General features: G+C 69.4%; 23 protein-coding genes and 4 pseudogenes. 11 read left to right on the top strand and 16 right to left on the bottom strand.

What is annotated here, in order from left to right; translation table 11 throughout:
• Positions 1–177: 177 nt before the first annotated feature.
• Positions 178–329: pseudogene (locus ACH4F6_RS39750) on the top strand (IS5/IS1182 family transposase); the annotation flags it as partial.
• An 11-nt stretch (positions 330–340) separates the two neighbouring features.
• Here ACH4F6_RS39750 and ACH4F6_RS39745 read toward each other — a convergent pair.
• The 4 genes from ACH4F6_RS39745 to ACH4F6_RS39730 all read right to left on the bottom strand — a co-directional run bounded on the left by ACH4F6_RS39745 (position 341) and on the right by ACH4F6_RS39730 (position 2827).
• The gene (locus tag ACH4F6_RS39745) at positions 341–484 is read right to left on the bottom strand and encodes a hypothetical protein (RefSeq protein ID WP_397965547.1); all 144 of its coding nucleotides are present in this window, start codon (positions 482–484) and stop codon (positions 341–343) included.
• A 223-nt stretch (positions 485–707) separates the two neighbouring features.
• On the bottom strand, positions 708–1001 hold the full coding sequence (locus ACH4F6_RS39740; RefSeq protein ID WP_099886179.1) for a DUF1330 domain-containing protein: 294 nt from the start codon (positions 999–1001) through the stop codon (positions 708–710).
• Positions 1002–1034: 33 nt separating this feature from the next.
• Positions 1035–2468, bottom strand: a complete 1434-nt coding sequence (locus ACH4F6_RS39735) for an MFS transporter (RefSeq protein ID WP_397965546.1) — start codon at positions 2466–2468, stop codon at positions 1035–1037.
• Positions 2465–2827 (bottom strand): MarR family winged helix-turn-helix transcriptional regulator, encoded by a 363-nt coding sequence (locus ACH4F6_RS39730; RefSeq protein ID WP_014173936.1) that lies wholly within the window; start codon positions 2825–2827, stop codon positions 2465–2467. Before ACH4F6_RS39730 ends, ACH4F6_RS39735 begins: the two co-directional genes overlap by 4 nt.
• A 47-nt stretch (positions 2828–2874) precedes the next feature.
• Between ACH4F6_RS39730 and ACH4F6_RS39725 the strand changes: the two genes are divergently transcribed.
• Both ACH4F6_RS39725 and ACH4F6_RS39720 read left to right on the top strand, forming a co-directional pair.
• Positions 2875–3231: a transposase gene (locus tag ACH4F6_RS39725; protein ID WP_397965552.1), complete on the top strand. Its 357-nt coding sequence runs from the start codon at positions 2875–2877 to the stop codon at positions 3229–3231.
• Positions 3232–3442: 211 nt separating this feature from the next.
• Positions 3443–3646, top strand: a pseudogene (locus tag ACH4F6_RS39720) (AraC family transcriptional regulator); the annotation flags it as partial.
• 589 nt (positions 3647–4235) lie between these two features.
• On the opposite strand, the gene ACH4F6_RS39715 reads toward ACH4F6_RS39720, so the two are convergent.
• Together ACH4F6_RS39715 and ACH4F6_RS39710 are read right to left on the bottom strand one after the other, a co-directional pair.
• Positions 4236–5723 carry a hypothetical protein gene (locus ACH4F6_RS39715; protein WP_397965544.1) on the bottom strand — a complete coding sequence of 496 codons (1488 nt, stop codon included), beginning with the start codon at positions 5721–5723 and terminating at the stop codon, positions 4236–4238.
• Positions 5720–6427: a TnsA-like heteromeric transposase endonuclease subunit gene (locus ACH4F6_RS39710; RefSeq protein WP_397965550.1), complete on the bottom strand. Its 708-nt coding sequence runs from the start codon at positions 6425–6427 to the stop codon at positions 5720–5722. Before ACH4F6_RS39710 ends, ACH4F6_RS39715 begins: the two co-directional genes overlap by 4 nt.
• A gap of 341 nt (positions 6428–6768) precedes the next feature.
• Here ACH4F6_RS39710 and ACH4F6_RS39705 point away from each other — a divergent pair.
• Both ACH4F6_RS39705 and tpg read left to right on the top strand, forming a co-directional pair.
• Positions 6769–6950, top strand: a pseudogene (locus ACH4F6_RS39705) (hypothetical protein); the annotation flags it as partial.
• Between the two features lie 14 nt (positions 6951–6964).
• Positions 6965–7523 (top strand): annotated as a pseudogene (gene tpg / locus ACH4F6_RS39700) (telomere-protecting terminal protein Tpg).
• 191 nt (positions 7524–7714) lie between these two features.
• On the opposite strand, the gene ACH4F6_RS39695 reads toward tpg, so the two are convergent.
• Positions 7715–8713, bottom strand: a complete 999-nt coding sequence (locus tag ACH4F6_RS39695) for a helix-turn-helix domain-containing protein (RefSeq protein WP_397965543.1) — start codon at positions 8711–8713, stop codon at positions 7715–7717.
• 1211 nt (positions 8714–9924) lie between these two features.
• Here ACH4F6_RS39695 and ACH4F6_RS39690 point away from each other — a divergent pair.
• A complete protein-coding gene (locus ACH4F6_RS39690) occupies positions 9925–10284 on the top strand; it encodes a hypothetical protein (protein WP_397965542.1) in 360 nt (119 codons plus the stop codon).
• On the top strand, positions 10281–11432 hold the full coding sequence (locus ACH4F6_RS39685; RefSeq protein WP_397965540.1) for a caspase domain-containing protein: 1152 nt from the start codon (positions 10281–10283) through the stop codon (positions 11430–11432). The genes ACH4F6_RS39690 and ACH4F6_RS39685 overlap by 4 nt, the downstream gene beginning before the upstream one ends.
• On the opposite strand, the gene ACH4F6_RS39680 is transcribed toward ACH4F6_RS39685, so the two are convergent.
• Positions 11429–11650 carry a hypothetical protein gene (locus ACH4F6_RS39680; RefSeq protein ID WP_397965539.1) on the bottom strand — a complete coding sequence of 74 codons (222 nt, stop codon included), beginning with the start codon at positions 11648–11650 and terminating at the stop codon, positions 11429–11431. The two genes, ACH4F6_RS39685 and ACH4F6_RS39680, sit on opposite strands and share 4 nt — an antisense overlap.
• A 1109-nt stretch (positions 11651–12759) precedes the next feature.
• On the opposite strand from ACH4F6_RS39680, the gene ACH4F6_RS39675 reads away from it, so the two are divergent.
• Positions 12760–13053, top strand: a complete 294-nt coding sequence (locus ACH4F6_RS39675; RefSeq protein WP_397965538.1) for a hypothetical protein — start codon at positions 12760–12762, stop codon at positions 13051–13053.
• Between the two features lie 328 nt (positions 13054–13381).
• Here the strand turns inward: ACH4F6_RS39675 and ACH4F6_RS39670 are convergent, their stop codons facing one another.
• From ACH4F6_RS39670 to ACH4F6_RS39640, 7 genes are all read right to left on the bottom strand, one after another.
• Positions 13382–13936, bottom strand: a complete 555-nt coding sequence (locus ACH4F6_RS39670; RefSeq protein ID WP_397965537.1) for a helicase associated domain-containing protein — start codon at positions 13934–13936, stop codon at positions 13382–13384.
• A gap of 361 nt (positions 13937–14297) precedes the next feature.
• Positions 14298–15125: a hypothetical protein gene (locus ACH4F6_RS39665; RefSeq protein ID WP_397965535.1), complete on the bottom strand. Its 828-nt coding sequence runs from the start codon at positions 15123–15125 to the stop codon at positions 14298–14300.
• Positions 15126–15206: 81 nt separating this feature from the next.
• Positions 15207–15401 carry a hypothetical protein gene (locus tag ACH4F6_RS39660; protein WP_208029898.1) on the bottom strand — a complete coding sequence of 65 codons (195 nt, stop codon included), beginning with the start codon at positions 15399–15401 and terminating at the stop codon, positions 15207–15209.
• A 351-nt stretch (positions 15402–15752) separates the two neighbouring features.
• Positions 15753–16070, bottom strand: coding sequence for a hypothetical protein (locus tag ACH4F6_RS39655; RefSeq protein WP_397965533.1), 318 nt, complete (start codon positions 16068–16070; stop codon positions 15753–15755).
• A complete protein-coding gene (locus tag ACH4F6_RS39650; protein WP_397965531.1) occupies positions 16067–17053 on the bottom strand; it encodes a TniB family NTP-binding protein in 987 nt (328 codons plus the stop codon). Before ACH4F6_RS39650 ends, ACH4F6_RS39655 begins: the two co-directional genes overlap by 4 nt.
• 116 nt (positions 17054–17169) lie before the next feature.
• On the bottom strand, positions 17170–19326 hold the full coding sequence (locus ACH4F6_RS39645) for a Mu transposase C-terminal domain-containing protein (RefSeq protein ID WP_397965530.1): 2157 nt from the start codon (positions 19324–19326) through the stop codon (positions 17170–17172).
• Positions 19327–19331: 5 nt separating this feature from the next.
• On the bottom strand, positions 19332–20135 hold the full coding sequence (locus ACH4F6_RS39640) for a TnsA-like heteromeric transposase endonuclease subunit (protein WP_397965529.1): 804 nt from the start codon (positions 20133–20135) through the stop codon (positions 19332–19334).
• A 190-nt stretch (positions 20136–20325) separates the two neighbouring features.
• On the opposite strand from ACH4F6_RS39640, the gene ACH4F6_RS39635 reads away from it, so the two are divergent.
• Genes ACH4F6_RS39635 through ACH4F6_RS39625 form a run of 3 tightly spaced genes read left to right on the top strand, consistent with a single transcriptional unit; the run spans position 20326 to position 24085 of the window.
• Positions 20326–21720, top strand: a complete 1395-nt coding sequence (locus tag ACH4F6_RS39635) for a 3'-5' exonuclease (RefSeq protein WP_397965527.1) — start codon at positions 20326–20328, stop codon at positions 21718–21720.
• Positions 21717–22403 carry a DarT ssDNA thymidine ADP-ribosyltransferase family protein gene (locus ACH4F6_RS39630; protein ID WP_397965525.1) on the top strand — a complete coding sequence of 229 codons (687 nt, stop codon included), beginning with the start codon at positions 21717–21719 and terminating at the stop codon, positions 22401–22403. Before ACH4F6_RS39635 ends, ACH4F6_RS39630 begins: the two co-directional genes overlap by 4 nt.
• Before the next feature lie 17 nt (positions 22404–22420).
• A complete protein-coding gene (locus ACH4F6_RS39625; RefSeq protein WP_397965548.1) occupies positions 22421–24085 on the top strand; it encodes an ADP-ribosylglycohydrolase family protein in 1665 nt (554 codons plus the stop codon).
• Between the two features lie 76 nt (positions 24086–24161).
• Here ACH4F6_RS39625 and ACH4F6_RS39620 read toward each other — a convergent pair whose 3' ends face one another.
• The gene (locus tag ACH4F6_RS39620) at positions 24162–25541 is read right to left on the bottom strand and encodes a helicase associated domain-containing protein (RefSeq protein ID WP_397965524.1); all 1380 of its coding nucleotides are present in this window, start codon (positions 25539–25541) and stop codon (positions 24162–24164) included.
• Between the last annotated feature and the right edge of the window lie 69 nt (positions 25542–25610).

Genomic DNA, 25610 nt, shown 5'->3' with positions numbered 1-25610 from the left:
TGGCGCTGCCCGCGACGGGCACCTGGTCCGACCCGGGCAGGGGCGGCGCCCAGGCGGACATCGTCGTCACCGCGTCCGGGGACGGGGTGCCGCTGTTGTTCGTGGAGATCGGCAACTGCTTCGAGTCCGCCCAGGTCCTCGCCGCGAAGACCGACAAGTACATGCGGTTCGGCCAGCGGAACCGGACTGGGCACCTGCCGATGGGTGATCGGGCGGACCTTCGCCCGGCTTCACGGCTTCCGCCGCCTACACATCCGCTGGGAGCGACGAGCCGACATGCACGAAGTGTTCTGAAACTCGCCTGCTGCCTGATCACCCACCGGCAACTCGGCTTATTTTGTCAGTCGTTGTTGATGTCGCCGAAATTGACACCCGCGGCCTCCACCTGGACCACGGTCTCGCCCGGCCCCGCCAACGGATCCGGCACATCGGTCTCCTCCAGGACCTCCGGGTCACCGAACCTCCCGAAGCGCATGGCACGCATGAATTCCCTTCCGCGAGGTCACTGTTTCCAGCCCGTCCGAAAAGCTGTCCCGCAATGCTGGCCAACGCCCAGACAGGTACGGAGTGCGGTCGCCGGCCCGGGAAGCGGGCGCCCGGAGTTCCTCTTCCAGGAGGAGTCCATGGGCCAGGTAGCTGATGGTGCGGTACCAGCCGGCCAGCACGAGGAGCTCGGGCACTTCGGTGAAGATCCGCCTGGACCTCGGTCAGTCGATGCCTTCGACGATGCGGAAGTCGCGCTCGACGCCGTCGGAGAGGGCGACCAGTGCCTCCTGGTAGGCCGCGCTCTCGCGCGCCGCGACGGCCTGCTCGAAGCTGTCGAACTCGACCAGGACGGTGCGCTCGGCGATTCCGGCGTCATACGCCACGACCCGACCGCCACGGACGAGGGTCCGGCCGCCCCAGGGCTGGACGGCCTGACGGGCCAGCTTGTTGTAGGCAGCCAGCTTCTCAGGGTCTGAAATGGTGCGGTAGACGCTGACCCAGTAGCCCTTGGGCATGGGACCTCCAGTGTGGGGATGAGGGCATCTGACTTACGGGTTGGTCTCGGACGAGCGTCGGCGGGCGAGAGCGAGGCTTGTCAGCGTCGTGATCGCCATGGCGCCGATGCCGACCAGCGCCGCGGTGGTGTAGGCGCTGTCGTCGGGGAAGAGGTGGCCGGGGCCGGTGCCCGCGGCGAGGATCAGGCCGCCGATGGCGCTGCCCAGGCAGTACCCGACGCTGCGGACGACGTAGTTGAAGCTCATGGCGCTCGACGTCTCGCGCTTGGGGGTGACGGCCAGGATGACGCCGGGCATCGCGGCCGAGAAGCCGCCGACGCCGAAGCCGAGCACGCCCGTCGCCGCGAACAGTTCGGCCAGGTCCGACCGGGCCGCCGCGAACAGGGCGGACCCGCCGCCGACCACGACGGCGCTGCCGGCCAGGAGCAGGGGGGCGGCGATCCGCGTCCGGACCCGCGGCGTGAGCTTGCCGGCGGCGAACCCCAGCACCGAGAACGGGATGAGGACCAGCCCGGCGACGAAGGTCGTCAGCCCGAAGCCGTAGCCGGCGCCGTGCGGCGTCTGCGCGTACCGGGTGAGGAGCGTGAGCAGGAGATACATGCCGATCCCGCCGACGAACATGGCGAGGTTCGCCCCGGCGACCGCCGGGTGCCGCACCGCCCGCACATCGACCAGGGGCGTCGTGCTGCGCAGCTCGATGACGGCCCAGACGCAGAGCAGCACCACCGCGACGACGGCGAGGCCCGCCGCCACGGCGAGGTGGCGGCTCCACAGATTCCGTTCGCCGGCGAGGAACAGCACCAGGAGCAGCGCAGCGGCCAGGACGACCGCGCCTGCCACGTCCACGTGGGCGGAGCGGCCTTCGGGGGCTTCGGGCAGGGAGCGCCACGCGGTCAGGAGGGCGGCGGCGGTGACGGCCAGGCCGAGGCCGTAGGCGGCCCGTACCCCGCCGAGCTCGGCGAGCAGTGCGGCCAGCGGGTAGCCGACGCCGGCCCCGATGACCGAGACCACCGAGATCAGGGCGATCACGGCCGCGCTGCGCTCCTCGGGGAGGTGGTCCCGGGCCACGCCCATCATCAGCGCCGTCAGCCCGAGCCCGACGCCCTGGGCCGCCCTGCCGGCCAGCAGCCACGCGAACGGCAGCGGCAGCACGGTGAGCGCGCTGCCGGCGACGACGACCGCCAGCGTGGCGAGGATCGTGGCCCGCCGGTGCGGGCCGGCTCCGAGCCGGCCCAGGACCGGCGTGGCGACGGCGCCGCTGAGCAGCGCGACGGTCAGCGTCCACTGCGCGCTGCCGAGCGAGACGTGGAACGAGGTCGCCACGCTGGTGATGAGCGGCGTCCCGAGGCTGGCGACCGCCGCCACGACCAGAGCGATGAACATCAGGGCGGGGACCAGCAGCCGCGCCTCGGAACGCGCCACCAAGAACGCCTTCTCCGCGGCCCCGCCGACCGGGTGCCCGGTCACTGCTTCGGCCCTTCGCGGTCCTGGCTTTCGAGCTCTGCCAGATGCTTCAGCGCCGGAAGGGCCGCCACCAGCGCCTCGACCTCGTCGCCGGTGAGCTCGCCGATCAACCGCTCGAACGCGTGGACGCCCGCCTGGCGCCGCGTCCGGACATAGGAGGCGCCGGCCTCGGTCAGGCACACCAGCGTGACCCGCTTGTCGGACGCGTCGCCCCGCCGCTCGACCAGGCCGGACTCCTCCATCACCCGGACCAGGGCGGTCATCGCGGGCTGGGTGACGCCCTCGACCGCAGCCAGATCGGTGATGCGCCGCGGGCCGGTCCGATCCAGGGTGGCCAGGGTGGCGGCGGACGTCAGGCTCATGTCCCGGGGCAGGCGTCTCGCGGCCCTGGTGGCCAGGCCGTAGAGGGCTGCCCCGATGGCGGCGGACGCGCCAGGAGCGGTGTCTTCACGACTCATGCTCGAAGCATAGCGTTTTTATATTCATAGTTTATGTAAATGGTCGGCCGGCGCCGGCTCCACGGGCTGCGCTCGGGGCCGAGGGCAGCATTAAGGAGTTCGTGGACGGCCGCCGCGGACGCCGGTGCCGCTACCGCGACCTCGCGAAGACGCACGTCCAGCACGTCCTGACCGCATTCGCGGTCAACGTCGAGCGGCTGAGCCTTCAAGAACCCGCCGACGGCCCCTGCCGGCCGCGCCCGCCCACGGCGTTCCAGCAGGACCTCGACAAGCGAGGACTGCCCCTGTGGTGGAGGCAGGGTAAATGACCCCGAACCTCAAGATTCCCGACAGAGTCGCTCTATGAAGCAGCGGTCTCCCTGGCCTCGTACCTGCTTTGGGCAAGATCCGCTTGAAGACGGACCCCTAGGAGGTGGGCGTGTGGCTGCTTGTCGATCCGGGCGGGTGATCGGATCGGTTCGGAACGGCCGGGTGCGGCCAAGGTTGCTGCTGCCAGGGTTGACGTCGAAGGAAGGTCTCGTGATCTCGGCACTCAACCAGCTCGTCGATCTCGTCGAGGAGCACCTCGCGGAGGAACCCGACGTCCGCAAGCTGGCAGGGGCGTTCGGCACGACCGAGTACCACTTGTGCCGGATGTTCTCGTCGCTGGCAGGCATGCCGCTGTCGGAGTACGGACGCCGACGGCGCATGACCGTTGCCGCCGCCGACGTCGTCCGGGGCGAGGGCGGCGGGAAGGCAGTCCTCGCCGTCCGGGTCGTCCTCGATGTCGTCCGGGCTGTCGTCGGTGTCCCCGCGGTCGCCGTCTTCAAGCGGGACGGTGAAGGAGCCGGGCAGTCCGAACGAGGCCCCCGGCGCCAAAGGCGCAGGGCACTGCTGCGATGCGGTGGCAGGGGACGGGTCGGTCATCTGCGCGGCCGCCTGGGCCCGGGCGGCCACCGTCCGCTCTCGTCTGCTGCCCGGTCCCTGGCTGGCACGGCGCAGCAGCGCATCCAGCGCCCGGGCGATCGCCGCCTCGTGTTCTTCGCGGCCCTCGCGGCGTTCCACGGTGCGGCGGACGTAGTCGAAGGCGAACGCGGTGAAGGGGCGCCGTACCGCCTCCGCGTGGACCCACGGCACCTCCCACCACCCCTCGGGCAGGCGCACCCACACCCGGTCCGGACCGTAGGGGTTGTGGTGGGCCTCCCGCCGTCCGTTCTTGTCCTCCTGCGGTGAGCGGCGGCGCCGGCAGGGGGTGAGGCCGGGGTGGTCGTAGGTGCGGTAGCCGAAGCGGACGCCGTAGTCGTTGATCGCCAGCCACCGCAAGGGCAGCAGCTCAACGTGGTCGTCGGCGGACAACGGCACGGGCACGTGACCGGTCACCGCCACCAAAGCTGCCCACATCTCGTTCGGGGAGATAGCGACCTGCGGCATCATCGGGTGCCGCAGCGCCTCGTGACGGCGCTCCTGCCACCCGCAGATGACCCACTCGTCCAGCAGTTCCTGAAGCTGCGCCAGGCTCCAGCAGGCATCCTGCTTCCGCGGCCGCGCCCCGCTGGGAGACGTCCGGGCCGGTGTGGCCTGGCAGGTACTGGCTGAACCCGTCGGCGATGGCGCGAAAGGTTCGTTCCGCGTTCCCCTTCGCCGGGGGTACCGGCTGCACCGACACCCCCAGGCTCTCGCACGCGAAGACGAACGAAGCCGACACATACACACGGCCCTGGTCCACCACCACGGTCTCCGGCATGATCACCGGCCGTGCGGCCGCCTGCTCCAGCCGGGCGTCCAACGCGATCAGCCGCTCATACGGGATGACGGATCGCTGCATGGACAGCGCCTTGTCCCAGCCCGGCCGCATCGCCGTCGGCACCACCGTCTGCGCCAGCAGCATCGCCGCGTCCACCGACGTCGTGCCCATCGGGCGCAGCAGCGCGGCGCAGATGCTGCGCGTCGCCACGTCCAGCGCGATGCCCAGCTCGACCCGGCCGGTCACACCGTCGTCCAGGACCGCCAGTACATCCAGCGGCGTGCTGTCCAGCATCACCGGCTCGCCCGGCCGCGGTGCCACCGTCGGCGTGAAGGGAGGTGCCGGCCGCGACGCGTGCCACCGCCGCTGCGCCACCGTTCCCCAAAGGCCTTGTCCGTCGGCCGCCGCGTGCGCCAGCCGGTTGAACGCCGACGCCGGCGGCAGGGCCACCACTCCGGCGCCGTACTCCTTCTCCAGCAGCCGCCTCACCTGGCGGCGCAGCCGCGCCAGCGTGCCTGTCGACCGCTCCCGCTGTCCCTCCAGCACCTTCCTGACTGTCGCGACGACCCGCTCATCGGCCCGCCCCACCGCCGACCGCTCCCGCACCGCACGGCCGTCGACCAGCCCCCACAGTCCCTCGCTGCGGTAGCGCGCCCGCATCCGGCGCACTGTCGCCGCACGCGCCGCCCAGCCTGCCGCCGTCAACTCCTCGGCCTTCGCACGCTCCCGCTGCGCCAGGCTCCGCGTCGCCGGATCGAACCGCTCACGCGGGGCGCCCTGACCGTCCGCGTCAGGAAAGCCGGTCTCCACCTCCCGCACAGGCCGCTGCGACGCCAGAGCCCGCTCGCGCACCTGCTCCGGCAGGGCCTCCAGCAGCCCGAACGGCGGCACCTTTCCCGGCGCCGGTCCGCCTTCCACATCGAAGGACGGATCGGCGAACAGGTAGGGCAGCAGCACCACCGCCGAGGCGCCCTCGTCGGTCACCGGCGTGGCCCGGGGACCTTCCGGCACGGCGAGCGTCCATACCCGTCCGTCGGAGCGAAGACGCGCCCCGACCTCGACTACCGCCTGCGTCACCTCGCTTCGGCCTCCTGCCGTGCGACCGAGACGACGACACGCTCGTGCAGCGGTTCGTCCAGCCGCACCCGCAGCACACCGCTCCGCAGTGCGTGGAAGACCGCGGGCCATACGGCGATCGGATCCCCCAGCTCACACACCGCATCCACCGCCGGCCGCGGACTGCCGAAGGCCTCCGGCAGAGCCGGCATCCACGGCCCTGCGGCGTACCGGGGATGCCGGTAACCCGCCGGCCACCGCACATTGGCCGCCAACACCGGATCCGGCGGCCCCGCCAGCCGGTAGGACCAGCCCGCTGCCTCCGCGGCAGCTGCCGCGACCCGTGCCCGCGCCGCCAGCCGGGCCGAGGGGCCGCTGCGTCTCGCGCAGTCGAGCAACAGGCCGCTGCCGTCCTGAAACCTGGCCATCAGCTGCGGTGCATGACCGACAGCCTTGCTCTCCTCACGCCACAGCAGCTCGACCGGCCGGCAGGCCAGCGCCACCACCGTCGGTTCCCGGTCCAGCAGCATCAGCTGGGTCCGCATGACACCAGACCCGTACGCCACCAGCCGCCCGGTCGTCGACCACCACCAACCCGGAGCAACCCGCCGCCCGTGCCGGACGGGGAAAGGCCGTACCGCAGGACTCTCCTCGAAGGGGACGTCCTGCGCAGCCTCGAGCCACGGGACCTGACGCGAGCAACCCAGAGGGTCCCGAAAGCGCACATCGATGAGGTTGACGTCTACGGCTGGAGCGCCTTCGCGTCGCACGGCACCATCCGTAGTGTGCGGCTCGGGGATGCGGCACCTGGCCTCGGGTACCGCGGACGATGCGGCCTCCTGGCTGCTGTCGGTGATCACGTACTCCCCACAACGCCATACCTGACCTGCCGCGCAGCAGAACCGGCCGGTAACCGCAACATCAGTGCAACCGCGGGTTGTTGGGATGCGCCCGGTACCCAGGTTTCGGGCGGGGGCACCGGTGCCAGTGCAGAGTTCTGCACTCTCACCCCCGCTGCGCCGCACCGTGCCGGGCAACGGCTGGCCGGATACCGACCGGCTTGCGCCGCTGTGGCAAGCCGCTTCCCGGCGGTTTCAAACTCGGCATCAACCCCGGCCTGGTCAGCACGAGGGCACCCAGAGTGTCCCGTGGGGCGAAGAGGTCCGCGACCGCTACGACGCCCCCGGCCTCAACCTCGCCCGGTACATCAAGGACGGCACCGTCACCGACACCGGCCACGGCGAGTAGGGAGCAGACGGCCGATGAGCGTGTTCGCGGACGGCCGGACGCCGCCGTGCACAAGGCGTTCACCTGCCCCGTACTCAAGACCGCGCCCGCGCAGATGCGCCACCTCGTCAGAAACCGCACAGGCACCCGCGCGGTGGCCCAGCTGCTGCGCATCTCCCAGCGCACCGTCGAGCGGCACGTTCAGAACCAGATGAAGAAGCCCCGCCCGGACCTCGCCGCCCGCCTGGAGCGCGAGGTGAAGGAGCGGTGGCAGCCGCAGATCCGGGCCCGGACCCGCCGCCGGGCGGCAACCACCGGTGGCATCGTCATCGACACCCGCGCCCGCCTGGGCTACACCGCACCCATCGGATCCACCGGCCAGGACCGCATCCGCCACCTGACCCTCGCCCTGCCCCCGCACTACGCCGCCCGCCTCTTCGGCGCCCGCGAAGCCGGCGCTAGCGACGCCCGCCTGCGCGAGATCGCGGCCGAAGCCCTCAAAGACGTGTACTTCCAGGACGGCGGCCGCCGCGCCGGCTCCCTGGAAGAGAGGTCCGCTTCACGGACATCGAGCACCTCGAGTCCGACCTGTGACAGCCAGGCCCCGGCCTGCGGACCGAGAGCCCCGCACCCGGGCCGCCGAGGCCCGCGCGCCCACCCGGCTGCGCGTGCCCGTCCGCTGGGCAGCGTCTCACCGGAGCGGAACACTGCCCAGCCGGGGGCGTCCTGCCCTTGACCGCCTGATGCGGTCCGTGTCCTGTCAAGGGGAGGTCAGCGGACGGCCGTCAGCCGGTGTGTGGCCGGCTGGGGGAGCTTCGCTCGTGCCTGTGTGCGGTTCGCGCGGTGGGAGGAGCTCCTGGGGCCGGTGTGCGGGGCTTGTTCACACTCCCGCCGGCTGCGGGGCCGCCGCGGCCCCGGCTGGAGAGGCTCTTCACTTCGACCGCCACGTACCGGCCCTCGTGCGTCGTGAACAGGTCCGACTGCCAGGCGAGTGGGGCGTGCAGGCTCTTGCCGTTGAGGGAGGCTTGCGACGCCAGGTAGCTGTGCATGCCGATCGCGACGGCTTCATCCAGCGCGGCGGGCGGCAGCAGTTCGACCAGCTGCCTCCATGCCTGGCTGTTGGTCCGCGTACCAGGCCCGCCCGCGTGGGCGGACGCCATGTGCGGCAGGCGCCGCTCGACGGGGCGATCCGCAGCTGCCGGTTCCTGCGGCAGCTCGTGCGCGGCGGTGGCCTTGGCGAAGGCGGCCGTCCAGGCGGCGTGCTTGTCGGGCGGGACGCCGCAGCCGGCAAGGAACGCCTCCAGCTGCTGCTCGTCGGCGGGAACGGCGTCACGGTTGACGATGCGGGCGGCACTGCTGACGGGCAGGGCCGGCGGGTTGCCCGAACGGTCCCGGATGTCCCGCAGACTCGGCGCCCCTGCCTGCTCCCACACCACTTCCAGAGCCCGGCTCAGGTCAGCGGGGTCGCTGATGAGTTCGGGCCGCGGGGCGTGCAGCCCGGACAGCCGGCCGCGTTCCTCGATGCGCGCGTGCCGCCACAGCTCACCGGGGTACTGCACCTGTGCCGCCCCGCCGCCGCAGTCCTCCACGTAGGCCTCGACCGTCGTGTGCCGGGGCACCACGGTGCCCGAGGCCGCCCGCTTGAGCGTGGCCGGCGACAGCCCCGTCGCGCGGGCCAGTTCCTGGTAGGTCATGGCGGCCGACTGCCGCCGCAGGCGCAGATATGCGGCCAGCCGGCCCCGGGCGGGCCGGCTGTGGTCGACGGGGTTCTCCCGGCGTCCCATCGCGGCCCCCTACTTTCCGGCGGCGGCGCGCAGCACCGCACCGGCCAGCGCCGCCGCACGGCGGCGGCCGCCGCCGTGCGGCCACGACCGCCGCCGCGCCCAGGGCGCCGCAGCCGCCCAGCAGGACGAAGACGTCCTGCAGCGGCACCCCGGCCACGTGCAGGGCACCGCCCAGGACGGGGAAGGAGACGGCGGTGAAGGCCTGCGGCGCGCCGAACCGGGACGCAGGGTCCGTCCGCACGGGCTCGGCGGGGACGGGCACTGCGAGGGTGGTCTCGGTGGGCATATGACGTCCTCTCGGCATGCCCGGCTGCCAGAAGACGGCGGGCCGGGCGCGAAACTGCTACTGGCTGCAAACCCCGTGTGCACAGCGGCGATTGGCGTCGCCAGCTGCGCCGGGGGAGATCTCCGTCATTCCAGGACGAGGCCGCTCCCCGCAGAGCGATCACCGCCCGTAAAATCCCACATTTGAATTATGGGAGTTTTTTGGTTTGCTGGTGTCCAAGAGATCGCATCTCACCCCCTGCTCCTGCGTCCCCCTCTGACCAGCACTGGTGTCGTACGACGGCGGCGCAGGACGGGCCCGGCCGCCGGGATGGTTCATTCGCGTCCACGCTCGGCTTGCCGCAGTCCCTGTCTATGAGTGATGGTGGGCCGCACCACATCACGAGGCCGGTCCTGCCGGCCGCGAACGTCCTTAAGCTGCTACTGGCTGCAACCGATGCTGACAGGGACACCCGGCACAAGCCACGTTGGCGCGTGGCCTGCCCGCACCGAGCCGGCACCCGTCTCCCGGGCGCCGGCTTTCGCGTGTGGTCCCGCACACCCCTGCGGCCGGCGTACACGGCGGGCACGACGCCGGCCAGCCGACGGTGCCCCGCGCGGCGCAGGACACAGGTGTCCCTCGTGCGGCCCGTACACGCAGCCGGCCAACGGCCTGCCCGGGCTGCCAGGGGGCCACGACGGCGCCGGCCCGGCCGGGCGGCGGCGCGCCTGCCGCAACGCGACCGTCATACCGCGGCCTTCAGGCAGCGTGCCGGAGGGGATGCCTTCTTCTCGAGTGCCCGCATTCCCCTTACCGTGCCGCGTACCGGGCACGGCTGCGGGGCCGGTACGGAGACAACCCGCGCGAGCGTTCTGGATTCTCCAGCCCTCGCGGGGGACAGGTCTGCATCGTCGTTGGAATCGGTGCGGGAGCCGGGGCGGGCGCAGTGCTGCTAGAGGTGCGGGTCGATCCGTCTACGGGGGAACTGCGTTCACTGCAGGGCTGGTTGCGTGCGGACCCCGAGGCGCGCCGGTCGGTGACGGCACATGTGCGGGGCGGTGTCCCCGGTCCGGGGGACATGGGCACGGCGCTTGATGTCCTGCAGTTGGTGACGGGCAATGGGTGGAGTGCGGCATCGTTCGTGCTGGCGGTGGCGGCGTGGCGGCAGACGCGCCCGCAGCGGCCGCGGGTGGAGATTCGCCGAGGGGACACGGTCATCGTTCTCACCGACTGTTCCGAACAGGAGATCCAGCAGGCGACGCGGGCACTTGACCACCTCGACGGCGACGGGGAGGCAGGCCGGTGAGTGTGCTGCCCGACCCGGGAGCGTCGCGCGCGGTCCTGATCGGCACGAGCCGCTACCGGCACCTCGAGCAGCTGCCGGCGGTCTCGAACAATCTGCGGGCCTTCGCCGGCCTCCTGACCAGCCCGGTGTCCCTGCACCTGCCCGCCCAGCATGTCCGCGTCGTCGAGAACCCGGCCGCCGGGCAGAGCGCGGTGGAGGCGGTGAGGCAGGCGGCTGCCGAAGCCACCGACACATTGATCGTCTACTTTGCCGGGCACGGCTCGGTCGATGCGGACGCGCTCAGCCTGGCCCTGCCGGACACCGAGTACGGGCGCATCGAGACCAGCCTGCCCTATGACTGGCTGCGCCGGGTTCTCCTGCTGGACTCCCAGGCCGAGCGGCACGTCGTGATCTTGGACTGCTGCTACAGCGGCCTGGCTCTGGGGAGGATGAGCGCTTCACCCGGGCTCGCCGACCAGGCGGCCGTGGAGGGCAGCTTCCTCCTGGCGGCCGCCGCAGAGACCCGGACCGCCCTGGCGCCGGTCGGGGACACCTACACGGCCTTCACCGGCGCCCTGCTCGACACCCTGCGTCACGGCATCCCGGGCGGTCCGATCCTGCTCGATCTCGCAGCCCTCTGCCAGTATCTGCGCCGCACCCTGGAAGCCACAGGACACCCCGTCCCGCAGGCCAGGGACCGCAACAGCGGCTCCAAGGTGGCACTTGGCCGCAACCACGCATCCCTCCCCGCCCCTCCGGCCGCCCTTTCGCCCGGAACCGTGAGCGGTGAGCGGCCCTGGCCGGATCCGGGGGCGGTCCGCACCGTCACGGGCTTCTTCACAGCTCTCGCAGACGTCCGTGTGATCAGCGGCCTGACCCACCAGGCAGTCGGCGAGCGTTCTGCCGGAGGCATCTCGGCCGGCGCTGTCAGCCGTCTGCTCAACCGCACCACCCTCCCGACGACCTGGGGCACCGCCGCCTACCTCGCTGCCTGCGGTGTCCCCGACGGCCAGATCGTCCGGTGGCAAGCCCTCTGGGAGCACCTGGGCGCGCAGCCCGCGACGGCGGAAGAGGCCACCGCACGCCCCGCACCCCCTGCCCGGGCCGGCAGCGGCAGGACACGACTGTGGCCGCGGTCCTGGCCGGTCTTTGGCCGGGAGCGGGGCTAACGACCGGAAACGGCAGGGGCCGAGGAGCCTGACGGCTGGGGAGCGGGCGTCTTGCCCGAGTCGTCGGACTCGTCGGCGAGCAGCGTGTTCCATCCGGCTACGGCCACCAGCACCGCCACCACGACCACGCCCGTGGACGGCTTCTTCCACTTGCCGGAAGCCGACGACGGTTTCACATAATGCCTCGCCCGGTAGTACCCCTTGCGGGTCCGCGCCACAGCTACCCCCCGCTCCGCGCGACTGCCTACCGGGCGAAGCCTCCCAGCGATCGGACCGCACCGGCCTTTGAACGGCTGGGCACGGCTGATCCTGCACGGTTGCCTCAACAGCGCATCCGCCGCGCCGCGTGCCGCTCCGTCCCTTCGCGCAGAAGCGAACGCGGCCACCCGATCGGGACGGGCAGAGCCGAGCCAGCCTCTGGACGCGCGCGGGCCCGTCCCTTTTCTTCGCTGCGCGGCCCCTGCGGAGATGCTGCGCGCTCCAGTACGCCTTTGTGGCGGCTGGCTGTGCCGAGCACCAGCAGCACGACCAGGACGTGCCCGAGCAGAAGACCGGCGGCACCTGGCTCTCCCGCTTCCGCGGCTGACGTCCGGACGCAGACCACGGCCGGGCAGGACCGTCCTGCCCGGCCGTGGCGGCTCCTCCCAGGGCCTCGGCAGCGCGTGCCACAGGGCTCCGAGCCCGTCGGGCGGGTTGGCGAGGAACTTGTCCACCAGCCGGGCCATGGTCCGGTGAGACTGCTTTTCACTACTCTAGACGGAGGGGTGAAAAGAATCAGGGGGCTATCGTAATGAATGCTGATGACACCGGATCAGACGGGGCGAACCCGCCAGACGGGAGCATTCCGCAGATCCCGCCGAATCCACCCGCCACTCCGCCCCCGCCTGAGTCCGGGAATGCTCCGGGCTCTTCTGGCCGTGGTTGGTTACCTGATCACAAGGTGCAGGTTGCGGTCGCAGTCATTGGATTTCTTGGTGTTGTAGTTGCGGCGTTCTTGCAGTATCTCGGAGGTGCCAAGGGCGATGGGAATACCGCCAGATCTTCCGGCCCTCCAGAGATTTCCCAAACCAATGACGCGTCTGAGCCAGTCACGCCAACACGCGCAGGTACCTCTCCGTCCGTTGGGGTTGCGGTTCCGCCGACACCATCAAGTGCCCCGCAACCCTATGCAGCAGTTTATGAAAACAAGCCCCTGGCGATATCCTGGGCGGACTGGCGCAGGGGCGCTATTGACCTCGATGTTCCATCGGTGAGAAGTTTCAGCACTGAAGAGTGGTCAAGTATTTCCGATACGAGTAAGTGGGACCTGAGATACTGGGGTACTTCCGTGACGGACAGCGCCTATCTTGAGGTTTCCAACAGCGTGTCCGCGGCAGAGGTCGACGATTCGCCGGAGTCTGCTGAGCAATGCGCTTCTGAGGCCCAAGTCGGTGGTTACACTGATGCGAGTCTTGAAGAGTGGCCACTCAAGGTCGGTAATGGTCTTTGTCTCATTACCGACCAGGGCAATGTTGTCCGCCTGAAGATTACGAAATTTGTGGGCGGTGACAGCCGCAGGGGCGATGCGCCTCCTGACCGAGTTGAGTTCGAGGCAACCATGTGGCAGGGCGAGCAACCATGAGAAGCCGCGCCCCCGGACAGGTTGGGGCGGGCGTCGGCTGACGTTGCTGATCGCGATGCTGACCTGCACGCGAACTCCCATGAGGAACCGTCGTCGGCCGGTTCGCACCCCAGGTCACATCACGGTCATCAATGGTGGTTTATCAGGTCATCAGGGCGGCGTGCGGTGCCCTGTGCTGGTGGCCGCCACGACGACGGCGAGGGGCGGGAACACTTCCTCGCCTCACAGCCATCGCCGAGGTGCGCACGGCCAGTTGACCGCCACGGATGCAGCCGCCCGAGCAGGTAGCCTGCCGTGAACGCGACGACCGCAATGACGACGACGCCCATCACGACCAGCGCATGCCGATGACAGAGAGCTGGTCCACCCGCTCCAGGGACAGTGTCGCGGCCCGGCTGCGCTGGTTCCCGATCCACGCGCCCAGCTTCACCTCCCGAACCCCTTGCCCCTCGCCGCTCCCGTCGCTGCCGACGACGATCCGCTCGACGTGTTTCCTCGGCACTCGCAGGTGTCCCTCGCGCTCGTAGAACTGCTTCGCCGCAGCCAGGTTCAGTGCCCATTTATCGGCCTGGCTGGTCCGTGGTTTGGGCTTCTCGTCCTCGCCGGCAGGTTGGATGCCGAGGATGTTTTCACACATCCACTGCTGCACACCGGTGAGCTTGTCCCAGCCGAGCCGTACCGAGCGCACCCACCGTCCGAGGTCTTCGCCCTGGCGCACAACGTCGCCCGACGACGTGGGCAGCATGCCACCGGCCTCGAGATGCTGGCGGACGAGGTGGAAGCAGCGTTGCCACTCCACCGGCCAGGCTGGGCACCATGACGGATCGATGTCCTCCAGCCGCCCGCGCCGCTCTTCCGACATCGCGCCGGTCGACGACCCCACGCAGAGGCCCTCGGCCCGCCGCTGTGACGGAGCATTGATCTTCAGGGAGCTCGGCTGCTCTGAGCTGGTGTCTTGTCTTCTGGTTGAGATTTGAGGCTTGGGGTCTGGCCGTGTCCGGGGTGATGGGTGTTGTCTGCGGCCTGTTCGGTTTGGCTGTTCGGGTCGTTGGCCTGGAGTCCTGTAGTTGTATGGGAATGATCTTGGGTTTCCTGCGGATGTAGTGGTGCGTCTATAGGTGCATCTGGTGGTTGCGCTGATGCGGTGATGAGGCGCGCGTCAGTGGGGGTCTGGTTGGTCGGCATTACGGCGGAAGGCCCCCGCGTTTGCGGGGGCCTTCCTGACGACGTTCAAGGGATGGGTACTACTGGGTGGCGGCTACCCGCTCGCCTTTGGTTGTCAGTTCGAGTTCGACCACGACTTCGTCGTCGCGTGTCGATTCTGTTTCCACGGACACCAGTCGTGCCTTGGCCAGCCGTGTAATCGCGGCTCTGGCCGACCGGTTGCTGGCGGGGAACGCTGCGCACAGCCTTCCGGGCCTGAGAGCGGCGAATGCCCAACCTGTAAGGGCTTCACCTGCGCGAGTGTGCTCCTGGATTGTGCCTTCTCGCACCGGCTTTCCAGTCGCAGGCCCTGAGTCTTCGGCTTCGCGGTGTGTAGCGTTCAGCGCGGTCAGCACCTCACGATCCAGTTCCGTGAGTTCGATCGGCTTGGGAGGCCTTCCGCCGCGGCGGTCCCACCGCTTCTCGAAAGCTTCGACCTGCCACTTCACGAACACCGGACCAGCCTTGAGGTGAGCCACGGCGGGCGGGAAGTCCTCACGCTGTACGACCTGGGCAGCGCGCTGCCTGCCGACGCCGAACATGGCGGCGATCTCGGAGACTCCGACCAGTTCGGGCACAGAAGGTTCCTCGAGCCTGCGGTCCAGTTCCTCCTCGGTGACCAGTTCGATGCCGACCACCGTGTGGTTGATTCCGGTCTGCTTGGCCGCAGCGGTGACTTCCTTGAGTGCTGTGTCCACGGCCTGCCGCGCGGTGCCGGCTTCGATGAAGATCCGCACCGAGAGGTTATCGCTGGGGGCGGTGCCGACGGCGGGGCTGCAGTCGGCCAGGTGCTCGTGCAATTCGTCGACGGTGTCGTCGCTGACGTCGCGTACGCCCAACTCGACTTCGATGCTCCACGCCTGAGGCATAGTTGTGACAACTCCTCTCTGAGTTCTCTGGGGTGTTGCGGTCCGCCGGGGGTGCCTCCCGGCGGACCTTCTCGTGGCTTGCTACTTGTCGATGAACCCGGCTCTCTTGAGCTGAGCCTTCGCGTTCTTCAGGGCGCGAGGGTCAGACGATGTGCCGGAGATGGTCGTTATCCGCTCGCCGTCCTTCGTGACCATGTAGTGGCCCTTGCTCGTGCGCCTGACCTCGAAGCCCTGCTCTTCGGCTCTCTTCGCCAGGTCCCGTTCTTCCTTGGCCAACTGTACCTCTTTCCCTTTACGTCGTCCAGGCATTGTACCCCAGAAACCCAGGACAACGTTTAGGGTAAGTGTTCGATGTCGGCTCCCTGGTTCGAGCAGCGGACCTGCAGTCCCGTCGGGTATTGCTGCCGGAGCCCTCGTGCTGAAGTGCGGCTTGCTGGTGGCGCGGGCACATCAGCCGGTGCGGTGGCCGATGAACCCAGGCGGTGTCGGTGGCGCCGTGGCTTTGGAGGCGGGTGCACAGCGTGCAGGCGCGGACGGGCTGGTGCCCGGCCTCGAGCCGCTTCCAGTGCGCGGCGGCTGCGGTGCTGTGCGCGTCGTCATCGGCGGCGAGGCGGGGCAGGGCGCGCGTCAGGTGGGGGAGCGGGGTGCGGGCCAGGACGGTGAGGTGCGGGCCGCGGTGTGGATGAGGTGGAGCTCGGCTGCGGGCAGGGTGCCGTGGCCGGTCAGGGTGATGCCGACGCCGTCGAGGAGCTGGGGGAGCGTCAGCTGGTAGGCGTCGGCGAGGCGTTGTGCATATGAGGCGGTCGCTTCGCCGGTCAGCGGCCGTATGTGGAGCACGCCCGGCGCGGCTGACGGGATCTGCAGCCATGTCCCTGCGGTGATGACACTGCGCTGCGCGGGGATGGCTGCGGCCGTATCCCGGGCCGTGACGTCTGTCCGGGTCATGGGGTGCTGGTACTGCGGCTTCGCGAGCGGTGGTGGGGCCGGTAGTGCTGTTCGGCGAGGTGGTCCAGGCGGATGGCTTCCAGAGTGCTTTTGGTGATGCGTTCGGTGCCGTCGATGAGGGCGGTGATGGCGGCCTGGCGGATGAGGCGGGCGAGGCTGCCGATGCGGCCGGCGGTTCGCTCGTGGAGGTAGGGGGCCAGCTGGGGGAGGGTTCCGGGCCGGTGGTGGCGCAGGTCGAGTGCGCTCTCCATGGCTTTGACGAGGTCGCGGAAGGGCTCGCTGTCGCCGAGGCGGGCGGGGAAGGCGGCGCAGTCGATGAGGGAGGCGCGTCCGGCGAGCTGGGCGCCGCGTACTCCGGTGAACAGGGGTGTGGCGGTGACGTCGATGCCTGCGTAGACGAAGGTGGCGCCGATGCGTTCGGTGAGGTCTTTGAGTAGGTCCGCGGTCTGGGCGCCGGTGGTGGTGCGGGGATTGAGCCGGTGGATCTCGTCGATCATCACCAGTTGCACCCGGGCGGCGGTGTAGGTGTGGCAGACGGCGTTGGTGATCTGGGCCTGGGACATGCCGGCGGCGACGGGGATGCCGAGGTAGCGGACGAACTCGGTGGCCAGGGTCTTGGCGCTGGCGGCGGGCGGGACCAGGACGTAGGCAACGGGCACCTGCCCGGCTGTGGCTGTGGGGCCGTGGCGTCGGGTGTGGGCGAGGTGGCAGGCGCGTCCGACCTGGAGCAGGGCGGTGGTTTTCCCGGCGCCGGCGGGGCCTGTGACGATCAGGGACGGCCGTGCGGTGACGGTCTGGTGGCGGCCGAGGATCATCAGGGTGCGCACGTTCTTGGCGAGGGTGTCGACGGCCGGGGTGCGCACGGTGACGAACCGCGAGTGGTAGGCGAGGCGCTCGGCGAGGCTGCGGGGCGGCGCCCCGGGAGGGGGAGGGGCTGCCACGGGTGTGGTGGCGAAGGCTTGGAAACCGTCCCAGGTGGTCACCGACTGCTGGTGCGCATCAGGGGCGTCGCCGTCGGCGCTTGCCGCGGCACCGGGAGGCCGGTCCGCTGTCGACGGGGACCCGCCGGCCGGTGCATCGTTCGTGTTCGGGGAGGCGTTCACCATTGCTCGGCCTCTGCTTCGGCGTCCCACAGCCCGTATCCGCCTGCCTCGGCCGGAAGCATGCCCGCGCCCTGCGGGTCGCTCGTGTCCGTCTCGGCCGCCGCCTCGATGCCGATGAGGTCGTCAAGGCTCTCGCTCCACTCCGGGGCCGGGGCCGGTGCGGTCTCTGCGTCGAGGGGGCGCCGCTGGCCTGGCAGGTCGGGCAGCTGTGCTGCCGTACTTGCGGAGCGGGGGGTTCTCCGGCGGCGGGTGTTGTGCTCGGTCCCGGTGGGGCTGCGGGTGCGGCGCAGGAGCTGGTCGAGGGCGTCGGCGAGGTCGGCTTCGTGCGTCTCGCGGTCCGCGCGTTGTTCGACCTCGGTCTGGATGTGGCGCCAGAGGGCGTCGTTGAAGGGCTGGTGGACGTGGTCGCGGTGGATCCAGCCGATCTCGTGGAGCTGGCCGTCGGTGAGGCGGACCCAGATCTGGCGGGCGTCGTGGGGGTTGTGGTGGACCTCCCACTTGCCGTCTTTGCTGGCGACAGCGGAGCGTTGGCCGCGGTGGGGGTCGAGCACTTCGTGGTTGTAGGTGCGGTAGTCGAGGCGGATGCCGCGTTCGGTGATGGGCTGCCAGCGCACCGGCAGCAGTTCGAGGCAGTCGGCCCCGGTCAGCGGGACGGGCACGTAGCCGCTGATGGTGATCAGCGCGGCCCACATCTGGTTCGGTGTGAGGGCGGTTTTGGGCAGGACGGGGTGGCGCAGTCCGTCGTGGGGCCGGTTCTGCCAGCCGCAGGTGATCCATTCGTCGAGAAAGTCCTGCAGCTGCGGGATTGTCCACCGCGCCTCGGCCGCCGTCTTGGAGCCGCGGCGCTGGGGGTTGGAGCCGGTGTGGCCGGCGACGTGCTGGCAGAACAGGTCGTTGATCGCGCCGAAAGTCCTCTCCACCACGGCCTTGGCCTGCGGTCGCCTCGGAGGAGCGGGCTGCACGCTCACCCCGAGCGTCTCGCAGGCGGCGACGAAGCCCTGCGAGAGGTAGATCTTGCCGCGGTCGACGACGATCGTCTCGGGCACGACCACCGGACGGGCGGCCGCGCCCTCCAGCCGCTCGTCCAGCGACAGCATCCGCTCGTAGGGCACCTCTGCCCGCGACAGATGCAGCGACTTGGGCCAAGCGGGCCGGGCAGGATGGGGGACGGCCATTTCCGCCAGCAGCAGGGCGGCGTCGACGGCTTTGGTGCTGTGCGGGCGCAGAACGGCGGCCAGGATGGAACGCGTGGCGACGTCGACGGCGATCGTCAGCTCCGGCCGCCCCAGGCTGCCGTCCTCCAGGACGGCCATGATGTCCAGGCGGGTGGTGTCGATCTGCACCTGCTCCCCGGGCCGCAGCACCACCGGCGCCGACGAGGCGCGGGCGGATGCGGTGGCGGTACGCGCCGGGCGTCCCGGACGCTCGGCCGGGTCGGCCAGCACACTCACCAGCCGGTAGAACGACGACCGCGACGGCATCTCCACCACCCCGCGCCCATGCGTGTCCTCCAGGATCTGCCCGACCAGCACCTGCAGTCCCTTCACCGTCCCCTTCGACCGGCCCCGCTGACGCCGCAGCGCCTCCAGCACCGCAGCCACGACCCGCTCGTCGGCATACCCCGTCGGATGACGGCCGCGTGTCGGCACCGTGCGCTTGTCGACCAGCCCCCACAAGCCCTGCTTGCGGTAGGCGTGCCGCATCCGCTCGACCGTCGTGCGAGTCACCCGGGTGAAGCCGAGCGCGGTCAGCTCCTTCGCCTTGGCCGCATCCCGCTGCGCCAGAGTCCACCGCTGAGGGTCGTACTCCGGCCGCATCGCCTGGCCCTCGGGGCTTCCCTCAGGGTGCGGCCACCCGGTCTCGACCTCCCGGATGTGGGGCAGCCACGCCAGCGCCCGCTGCTGGGCCGCCAGCGGAACGGTCTCGAACAGCCCCCATTGCGGCACCGTGTCCGGCGCCTGCGCTCCCACCACTTCGAAGCCCGGATCAGCGAACAACCGTCCCAACAGCAAGGCTTCTTCAGTGCCGTCCTCCTGCAACAGGTAGACCCGCTGGCCCTGCAACGCAGCGACCTGCCAGGTTTGCCCCCGGTAGACGACGTGCGCGCCGACCTCCACCACCGGCCGCCGGCTCTTGCCGTGTGTGCCGCCCACTGGGCTCAACCTCTCTCCGGATCGCCGCCGACGCTGCTCAGCCGCCTTTCGACGCCCTCACCACGGTCTGCGTCAGCGCAGATCAGCGCCCGCTCGTGCAGCGGCTCATCGAGAGGCGTTGTCAGATGCCCGCACCACAGCGCGTGATAGGCGGCCGGTAGGACCTGCAAGCAATCGCCCACCACGGCTACGCCGTCGGCCAGCGGCCGCGGCGCGGCGAACGCTTCGGCCAGCGCGGCCTGCAGTTCGGGAGGTCCCTGATAACGGGGGTGGCGGTAGCCGGCCAGCCATCGCAGGTTCGCCGCCACCACCGCTGGAGGCGGCTCGAGGCGCCGATACGACCAGCCCACGCGGGCACACGCCGCCTCAAGGACCACGCGGGCCCGCTGCGCCCTGTCTCCACCGGCGCTCGGGCTGGAGGGACAGTCGGCGAGAAGGCCGGTGCCGTCGGCGTACCGGGCGAACAACTGAGGCACCCACGAGCGCACCCGCCCGTCGGGATCCCGCCACAGCAGCCGTACCGGGCGTGCGGACAGGCCGGTCACGTCCGGGTCCCGGTCCAGGATCATCAGCTGGGTGCGCATCGCTGCCGAACCGTGCACCACGTGCCGTCCGGTGGTCGCGGACCACCACCAGCCGGGCCCCCACCGGCGGCCCGGAACGACCGGAAACGCGGATACCGGCGCCAGATCCTCGAACCGCACCGACGTCGCCCGATCCCACGGCAGCTGCGTTGTCTGCCCGGCAGCGGTGGCGATTGCCGCTTCGACGTCCATCTCGCCCCACCCGTTGACAGCGTGCTGCTCCACGCCGGACAGCCAAGTGCCTGCCGCCTCTGACGGAGGGGCACCTCAACACCCATCACTCGAATGGGTGACCGGTGTGTCGCTATCTGCAATCCTGCGACAGACTGCTTGTCTGATCTTCAATCGGCCTGTGTGGAGCGGCTTCTAACATGGCCTCAGGTTGGGGGAGCAGTCTTGGGGAGGGACCGCGCGGATGAAGGTGCTCAGGCCGACGCAGCCGACGAGCGAGCAGCTCACGGTGATCAACAACCACAAGCCGGGGGTGTTCGTCGTACGGGGCGCCGCCGGTAGCGGCAAGACCACTACGGCCTTGTACCGGCTGAAGTTCACCGTCGGCTTTTGGCAGCGTCGCCGCCGCGACGGCTTCATCAGCGGCCCCGTCCGCGTACTGGTCCTCACGTACAACCGCACGCTGCGCGGTTACATCGAGGAACTCACCCAGGAGCAGCTCAAGGGCAATGACGTCGAGCTGACGATCTCCACCTTCGCGAAGTGGGCCACCGACCGTGTGGCCTACGAGCGGATCCTCCAGGACCACGAGCGCAACCGGAAGCTGGATGCCCTGGCCGCGCCTCTGCCGTTGTCCGCCGACTTCGTACGCTCTGAGGTGGACTATGTCCTGGGCCGCTTCACGCCTGACCACCTGGCCGAGTACGTCGAGTGCGAGCGTCAGGGCCGCGGCCGCTCCCCGCGGATGCCGACCCCGTTGCGCCGCCGGCTGTTGGAGGAGGTGATCTATCCCTTCCAGGAGTGGAAGAAGCAGCAGCAGGCCTGGGACTGGTCCGACCTGGCGAACGCCATGGCGGCCAAGCGCGCCGACGACCCCTACCACGTGGTGGTGGTCGACGAGGCTCAGGACTTCTCCGCCAACCAGGTCCGGGCCGTACTCAACCACCTCACCGACGAGCACACGCTGACCTTCGTCCTCGACGCTGCTCAGCGCATCTACCCTCAGCGCTTCACTTGGAGCGAGGTCGGCCTGAGCGTGGGCTCGCACAACAGCAAGCTGCTGTCCAAGAACTTCCGCAACACCCGGCAGATCGCCGCCTTCGCCGCTCCGCTGCTCAAGGACGTGGAGACAACGGACGACGCCGCGATCCCTGACCTCACCTCCTGCAAGGAGGACGGCGACAAGCCTCTGCTGGTCCAGGGCACCTTCACCCAGCAGATGGATCATGTGGTGCAGTTCCTCAACGACCTGGGACCCGACAACGACGAGTCCGTCGCCATCCTTCACGCCAAGGGCTGGTTCGGCGAGGTCAAGAACCGTCTTAACTCCGCCGGACTGGCCTACGTCGAACTCACCCGGAACGCCGAGTGGCCGACGGGACCGGTGAACGTTGCCCTGTCGACCATGCACTCCGCCAAGGGGCTGGAGTTCGACCACGTGATCATCGTCGGACTCAACAGCGAAGTCATGCCGCACGCCACCGAACCCGGTGACAGCGAGCGAGACGCTCACCTGCGCCTGCTGGCCATGTCCGCCGGACGCGCCCGCAAGACGCTGACCATCACCTACAAGCCCTCCGAGGCCAGCGACCTCATCGCCTGCATGGACCCGGACACCTACGAGGTGAAAGCCGTATGACCGCGGCAGAGCCGATCCCGGCCATACCGGATGGTGAAGGACAGGCTGAGGGCATCAACGCGCTCATCCAGGAGCGCAAGATCAGCGAAGTGGTGCATTTCACCACAAATCGCGGCTTGCTAGGCATACTCCTGCAACGAGAATGCAAGGCTCGGGCTCTTCTGTCCGAGGACGAGTATCTGGAGAGCATCTACCACGAGAACACCAAGTGGCGCCGCGAGGACCCGAAGTACTGGCGGTACGTGAACCTCAGCATCAGCGAACCCAACCACAGCTTTCTGCGGACCAGCAGCCAAAAGTGGTGGGCGAACGAAGACCTGTTCTGGGCAGTCCTCAGCTTCGATCCCGTCATCATGACGCACCCAGGCGTGCTGTTCTCCCCAAGCAACATGGGATACGAGGGCATCACCCCCGTGGAGGGACTGCCTGGAGCCGAAGCTCTCTTCGCCGAGCGAGTCCCCTACGGATTCGGTAAGAGCACGCCGCCACGCGGCAACCGCGAGCCTCACCTTCCCACGAACCCGCAAGCCGAGGTGCTCTACCCGCAGGCCGTCTCCACACGACACCTGCTGCGCATCTACGTCCTCACTGACGAGGACGCAGCGAAGGCTGAGGCCATTGTCAGTGTCAGCGGACATGATGAGGTCGACATCATTGTCGACCCGGTCACGTTCGGCAGGTAAGGACTACGGTGAGCGCCATGCAATGGGAGGCAGTACGCGCCTCAGCCCAGTGGGCGGCGTACGGAGACGCACTCGGCTTCATCACCGAACTGACCGACACCGCCGGCGTGCGACGCCGCATCGGGCGCGATGACGTCACCACCACCGTCCCCTGGAAAAGGCGCATCGGAGGACGCTACGGACGCGACATGCCCCTACCGGCAGGTGCGTACTCCGACGACACCCAGCTACGCCTGGCCACTTCACGTGCCATTCGCGGAGACGGAGAATTCGACGCCGAGGCATTCGCGAAGATCGAAGTCGTCGCATGGCAGGCCTACGCCCTTGGAGCCGGCCGCGGGACCAAAGCGGCAGCCACCGGCTTGATGCGGGTCGACGCCAAGTGGTCACAGAACATCTTCGCCACCAAAGCCGCCCGCTACGTCGACATCGGCGGCAATGGTGCTGCCATGCGCATCCAACCCCACGTCTGGTCCGCACGGGACCTCACCAACTGGGACCACATCACCCGCGACGTCGTACGAAACGCTGTCAGTACCCACGGCCACCCCCGAGGCATCCTCGGCGCCGTCCTGCACGCCATCCTGCTGGCCCACGCCCTGGACACCAACGAACTTCCCGGCCCCAAGCAGTGGCGCCCCGCAATCGACTGGCTGGAGCAGGTACCAGACGTCATCGCAAAGGACGACGAACTCGCGTACCTGTGGCTACCCACATGGACTGATGCCGCAGGCATCGACTTCCGCTCAGCCGCAGTCACCGTCGCCAACGAATGCCGCGCAGCACTCGAAACCTTCGCCCCCACAACACCCTTGACCGCAGAGACCTACGCTGTTCTGGTGGAGCAGTGGGGCGGCTTCAACGACGCGACTCGCGGATCAGGCACGGTCACCACCCTGCTTGCAGCGGTGCTCGCCCATGCTTATGCCGACTCACCCGAAGCCGGCCTGCTCCTCGCTGTAAACACTCTCGGCTCGGACACTGACACCATCGCCACCATGGCTGGCGCGCTCCTAGGCGCCGTCACAGCAGGCCCTCCACCTGGCACCGTGCAAGATGTCCAGGTAATCGACTCCGAGGCGCGCCGCATGTGGGACATTTCCCAAGGGCGTGAAGCCAGCACGTTCGCCTATCCAGATCTGCTCCGTTGGAGCCCTCCCAAGGCCACGCTCGACCTCGTAGGCCACACGGCTATGGGACCGGCACTGGCCGGTCTAGGGCCTCTCACCCCTACGGACACACCGACGGCGAGCAACCAGGCCACATACGTGTGGGGCACCTTGCCCTTCGGTCAGAGGGTCTTGGTCCGTGCCAGGCAAGATCTCAGGCCTCTGGATGAGAACCTGCTCCCGGGCGATGTGAGACAACCGCGGAGCCAACCTGCTGGGGATGCTCCGAGAGAACAACAACTTCTCTTCGAAGCTCCTTTGCGGCCTGCTGCATCCGCCGATCAAAGGCCTCACCTCTCCGGAACTGCGCCCGGTGCCGTGAACGAACGCGCCCATAGGCACGTACCCCCGCCCATTGAAGAGATCGTTCAAGAGCTGGCGAGAAACGGCTTTGCCCCCGACCAGGTAGGCCGTGCACTGCTCCAGCAGATCCGAGGCGGCCGCTACAGCGTAGAGCGGGCTGCTGCGTTCGCTGGGCTCCTTGCCCGCGCCTACCATCAAGGCGATCAATAGCAGCTTTCCCGTGGTGCACCCGCCAGTACGGGACGGCCTTGCTGCTGGAGGCCATGGTGTTTCCTGGCCTTGACGTCTATCGGGAATGCGGCGTGTGTGGGCCGATGGCTGTCAGCAGTGTCTGTTGGTGGGGATGGAGTTGGTGCCACAGGGTGGTCTGTTTGCGGGCCCAGCGGTCGAGTTCGGGTGGGGTGGGCTGGCCTGTGGCGTGGGCGGCACGGGCCAGCTGGTAGTTCCGTTGCCAGGTGAAGGGCCAGGGTGGGTTCCACCACGAGTCCAGGACGGTGAGTTCTTGCAGGGTGCGGGCGGACAGTAGGCCTGAGCGGGCTTTGCGGCGCTGCTGCACGAGCCAGCGTCCCAGGGGAAAACCGTCCTGGTGGGCATGGATGGATACCGCCAGGTGCCCGTGCAGGGCGGCGTAGGCGCGGGCGTGGGGCAGGCCCTCGCCTGGCGGGTAGTGGCGTGCCGTTGTGCGGGTCTGCGTGGGTACGGCGGCAGGCCCGGTCGTGCCGAGGTCGGCAAGGAGTTGCTGCTGGGCGGGGTTGAGGCTGTCCCATAGCTGTGCCTGTGTCCTGATCCAGCGGCGTTCGCTGCTGGTCAAGGTGCCGTTGTCGGTGGCGGCGCGGGCTCGGTGGTAGGCGCGTTGCCAGGCGAGGGGCCAGGGCGGGTTCCAGTGAGGGTCGAGGGCGTTGAGCGCGGCGAGGCGGGCGGGCTCGATGCGCCCGTCGGCGGCGCGTTGGCGCTGGCGCAGGAGCCAGCTTCCTAAGGGGTGGCTGTTGTGGCGGGTGCGGTCGGTCACGGCCAGGTTCCCGTGTTCGGCCGCGTAGCTGCGGGCCTGCGCTAGCCCGATCTCTCCCAGGGTGGGAGTGGTGAGGGACGCGGTGACGGTGCGGGCGGTGGCGGCGGTGATCCCGATGTCGGTGAGGAGGTTCTGCTGTTCTGGGTGCAGGACATCGTGCCGGGCGCACTGCCGGCGCAGCCACACCGTCAGCAGATCCTCATCCTCGTCCCGGTCGCCGGGCAGGGCGTGCTGGCCGGGCAGGAGCCTGCCTTCCTGCCATAGCGTGCGGGCTTGCTGGTAGTGGCGCTGCCATGGGAAGTGCCAGGGTGGATTCCACCAGGGGTCCAGCTCCGTCAGGCGCAGCCCGGGCGGCCAGGCGGTTCCCGTGGCCCGCAGGTGACAACGTTCCTTGCTGCGCTGGGCTACCAGCCAGCGGCCCAGCGGATACTCCTCATGCACATAGTCGAAGGGCAGTGCCAGGTGCCCGCGTGCCGCGGCGAAGGACCGGGCGCTGGCCAAGCCGGCTGAGCCACCCAGTCGTGCTGCGGCCTGGCTGGCGGCCTTGGCCTCTTCTGCCGTCATGGGGGCTTTGCCGGCCTCCTCTGCCGTGATGTCGATACCTGCCAGCAGGCACTGCTGATCATGCTGAGGGCCTTGACCCCTGATCTTGGACACACGAGACACTGGATCCTGAGGATCTGAGAACGGACATCTCGTGGTCATGAAAAACTATCCGCCGCAGTT

This window comes from Streptomyces sp. NPDC017936 (assembly GCF_044328485.1).
Taxonomy (GTDB): domain Bacteria; phylum Actinomycetota; class Actinomycetes; order Streptomycetales; family Streptomycetaceae; genus Streptomyces.
The sequence above is the reverse complement of the archived record's forward strand: the minus strand, read 5'-3'. Positions and strand labels throughout refer to the sequence as shown.